The organism is Bradyrhizobium pachyrhizi, assembly GCF_001189245.1.
GTDB lineage: Bacteria > Pseudomonadota > Alphaproteobacteria > Rhizobiales > Xanthobacteraceae > Bradyrhizobium > Bradyrhizobium pachyrhizi.
On record NZ_LFIQ01000105.1, the window covers coordinates 1 to 4,189 of the forward strand.

At 65.4% G+C, this 4,189-nt stretch carries 2 protein-coding genes; one reads left to right on the forward strand and one right to left on the reverse strand.

The annotated features are described in order from the left end of the window. Positions 1-26 precede the first annotated feature (26 nt). The gene (locus tag AKL29_RS26050) at positions 27-1,688 is read right to left on the reverse strand and encodes a thiamine pyrophosphate-binding protein (RefSeq protein ID WP_028334281.1); all 1,662 of its coding nucleotides are present in this window, start codon (positions 1,686-1,688) and stop codon (positions 27-29) included. 889 nt (positions 1,689-2,577) lie between these two features. Between AKL29_RS26050 and AKL29_RS26055 the strand changes: the two genes are divergently transcribed. Continuing rightward, a complete protein-coding gene (locus AKL29_RS26055) occupies positions 2,578-4,068 on the forward strand; it encodes a methyl-accepting chemotaxis protein (RefSeq protein WP_038377474.1) in 1,491 nt (496 codons plus the stop codon). The last annotated feature ends 121 nt before the right edge of the window (positions 4,069-4,189 follow it).

The window sequence follows — 4,189 nt, forward strand, 5'->3', positions numbered from 1 at the left end:
AAGGGAATCCCTAGAGTCCACAACGCCTAGCGCGTTGCCTGCGGCACAAAGTCCTTACCGACCGACAGCGCGCGCTGATCGACCAGGCAGTGCAGGATCGCCGGCTTGCCGGAGGCCAGCGCGCGCTCGAACGCGGGCGCGAAGTCTTCGGTGCGCTCGACACGCTCGCCATGGCCACCGAACGCCTTGGCATAAAGCGCGAAGTCCGGATTCTTGAGCTGGGTGCCGACGACGCGTCCGGGATAGTCGCGCTCCTGATGCATGCGGATGGTGCCGTATTGCGCGTTGTCGATGACGACGACGATCAGCGGCGCGTCGTACTGCACGGCGGTGGCGAACTCCTGCCCGTTCATCAGGAAGCAGCCGTCGCCGGCAAACGCCACGACGACCCGGTCCGGATGATGCCGCTTGGCCATCACAGCCGCCGGCACGCCGTAACCCATCGAGCCCGAGGTCGGCGCGAGCTGCGCGGCGAAAGCATGGAAGCGATGGTGGCGGTGAATCCAGCCGGCATAATTGCCGGCGCCGTTGCAGACGATGGTATCCTTCGGCAGGCGATCGCGCAGCCAGGTCACGACCTCGCCATACTGGAAGCTGCCCGGCAGCTCGCGCGGCTTGTCGGTCCAGGCGAGATAGTCCGCATGCGCCTTGGCCGCCTCGCCCTTCCAGGCGGGTGCGGCCGCGGGCTTCATGGTCTCGACCGCGGCGGCAAAGGCCGCAGGCGTCGCCTGGATCGCCAGCGCCGGCTGGTAGACACGGCCGAGCTCCTCGGCGCCGGGATGGACATGGATCAGTTTCTGGCTCGGCACCGGAATGTCGAGCAGAGTGTAGGATGAGGACGGCATCTCCGACATGCGGCCGCCGATCAGCAGGATGACGTCGGCGCCGGTGATGCGATCCCTGAGCTTCGGGCTCGGGCCGATGCCGAGATCGCCGGCATAATGCGAGTGGTCGGCATCGAACAGCGAGGCGCGGCGGAACGAGGTCGTAACCGGCAGGTCGAAGCGCTCGGCGAAGCGCGCGATGCCCTTGGCGGCCTCCGCGGTCCAGGCCGAGCCGCCGAGCACCACGATCGGCGCCGTGGCGGATGCCAGCATGGTGCCAAGACGCTCGAGATCCGACGGCGCCGGCCAACTCGCCGCAGGCTCGACCTTCGGCGCGTCCGCGACCGCGGCGGTTTCGGTCAGCATGTTCTCCGGCAGCGAGATCACCACCGGACCGGGCCGGCCCTGCAGCGCGACGCGGAAGGCGCGCGCGACCAGTTCCGGAATGCGATCCGGACGATCGATCTCGACCGCCCATTTCGCCATGGTGCCGAACACCGCCTTGTAGTCGAGTTCCTGGAACGCCTCGCGCTCGCGCATGCCGGTGTCGACCTGGCCGACGAACAGGATCATCGGGGTAGAGTCCTGCATCGCGATGTGCACGCCATGGGCTGCATTGGTCGAGCCCGGACCGCGGGTGACGAAGCAGATGCCCGGACGTCCCGTCAGCTTGCCATAGGCCTCCGCCATCATCGCGGCGCCGCCCTCGGCGCGGCAGATCACGACGTCGATCGGGCTGTCGTGCAAGGCGTCGAGCGCCGCCAGATAGCTCTCGCCCGGCACGCAGGTGACGCGCTCCACCCCTTGCGCGACCAGCTGGTCGATCAGGATCTGGCCTCCGGTGCGGGCATTGCTTTTGGTCATGAGGGCTCCCTGCAAATACTGGCGCGCGTTTGGGCTTCGCGCGGATCGTGGTCCCACGGGGTATGATAGACGGAAATGGGGTGCAAGGCCGAAGCTGCGTCTCGCGGGCGCAGCGGCGCCAAGCCATGCGGTAGGCAATGGGCAACGCTGTTTCGTCATCGATTTCCGCAGAGCGGACGATCGCCGGCAGGATTGGAGCCGCCAGGCGGCAGGCAACGCAGGTGACCGTCGGCCGGCCCCGGCGCGATCTCGCCGCGCTCAAGCGAGACCGATGTCGCCACGCCGGTCTGTGACCCCCATCGGGTCTCGCGCGGCATGATCAACCTGCGCGAGCTTCTTTCATTAACACTCGCATCGACAATGCGGTAGCCCCTGTCATCACGAGGCGCCGACCGACGCGACAGAGCGCAAGCGAAAGAATGCTCGCACGCCACGTCGCCAAGACCGACAGCGCGTGGCCGCCGACACGATTGAAATCAGGAGCTCTCCGCTGCGCGCGATGGCGTGGCACGATCTGCATAAGTCACCACGTCATGTGCACGCTAACAATCATTGGGAGCGCACGCATCTGCTCCCGTAAGATTACGGTGCAGCGATCGGCCGCTTCGCATCTTCGTCGCAGGATCGCGCGGCGTTCACGGCAAATCGCGGCGCTGCGCGACGTTTTCGGCTGCGCTCATCGCGAGCATCGCGCGCTCGACCTTGCGCGAGCGCACGCGGCGCATTGCACGCCCTTCTTGGTGGAACTCGAATCGCCTACCGTTCCACGCAGTCAGAAATTGTAAATCGTGTAGCGCACCTGCGTGGGGCGGCGGTGGAAGGCATTCCGTCGCCGATCAGGTGCACCGTTTCAATTCACCAAGATCATTATCAAGGCTGGAGGCAATGCATGTTGGGGATGAAGAGCGTCGCAAGCGTGGTCGGCTCGGACAGTTCGTATCGGTTGTTCGACGACATGCCGATCAGTGTCATGCTCTGCGAGCTGGACAATTTCAAAATCACCTACATCAACGAGTCCACGCGGCAGAACCTGAAGAAGATCGAGCATGTGCTGCCCGTGAAGGTCGACGCGCTGATCGGGCAATCGATCGACATCTTTCACAAGAACCCGCAGCATCAGCGCCGGCTGCTGTCCGACCCGAAGAACCTGCCGCACAAGGCGCGCATCACCATCGGCGGCGAGACGCTCGATCTCACCGTGACGGCGATGACCAGTTCGCGCGGCCGCTACACCGGGCCGATGCTGACCTGGGAGCTCGCGACCGAGAAGGCGCGGCTTGAAACGCAGACCGAACGGCTGTTGCAGATGCTCGACAACATGCCGATCAACATCATGATGTGCGACACCGATTTCAACATCACCTACATCAACCAGACCAGCCTCAAGACGCTCGACACCGTGAAGCATCTGCTTCCGGTGGCGCCGGACAAGATCCTCGGCAACTCGTTCGACATCTTCCACAAGAACCCGGCCCACCAGCGCCGCATCGTCGGCGATCCCAAGAACCTGCCGCATGCGGCCAAGATCAAGCTCGGGCCGGAAACGCTCGACCTGCGGGTCTCCGGGCTGACCGACAAGCGCGGCAACTACACCGGCGCGATGCTGAGCTGGTCGGTGGTGACAGGCAATGTGAAACTGGCCGACGATTTCGAGAAGGACGTGAAGGGCCTTGCCGGGATGCTGGCGTCGGCCTCGACGCAAATGCAGGGCACGGCGCGATCGCTGACGACGACCGCCGAATTCGTCAATCAGCGCTCGGCGAGCGCGGCGTCCGCGTCCGAGGAGCTGTCGTCCTCGGTCAACGAGATCAGCCGCCAGGTGGCCGAGGCGAGCCGCATCGCCCGCATGGCGGTCGACGAAGCCGAGAAGTCCGACAAGCTGGTCGCGGGTCTCGTGACCATGGCGCAGAAGATCGGCGACGTCGTCGCCCTGATCAGCCAGATCGCCGGCCAGACCAACCTGCTTGCGCTCAACGCAACCATCGAGTCCGCGCGGGCCGGCGAGGCCGGACGCGGCTTCGCCGTCGTCGCCTCAGAGGTGAAGGCGCTGGCCAACCAGACCGCCAAGGCGACGGAAGACATTTCGGCGCAGATCAACGAGATGCAGGCCGCGACCGGCAACACCGCTACCGCGCTGAAGGCGATCTCGCAGGTCATCGTCCAGATCAGCGAGATCTCGACCGTGATCGCCAGCGCCGTCGAGGAGCAGGCCGCGGCCACCAAGGAGGTCACCGCAAACATCAACGGCACGACCAAGGCGATCGACGATGCCAGCAAGGCCGCGGAGAACGTGCTGGCGGCCTCCGGAGAGCTCGCCAGCAACGCCTCCGAGCTGGAAGTTCAGGTCGACAAGTTCCTCAAGAACGTGCGCGCGATGTAGCGGCGCGCGAAGGACGTGAGCGCGCACCCGCCTCTCCGTGTCATTCCGGGGCGATGCGCGAGCGTCGAATCCGCAGTCTCGAGCCGCAACTTCGAGATTCCGGGTTCACGCTTCGCGTGCC

Excerpts from the sequence above, each read along its gene's own strand:
- AKL29_RS26055 (WP_038377474.1), top strand. The coding sequence starts at position 2,578 with ATGTTGGGGATGAAGAGCGTCGCAAGCGTGGTCGGCTCGGACAGTTCG.
- AKL29_RS26050 (WP_028334281.1), bottom strand. The coding sequence starts at position 1,688 with ATGACCAAAAGCAATGCCCGCACCGGAGGCCAGATCCTGATCGACCAG.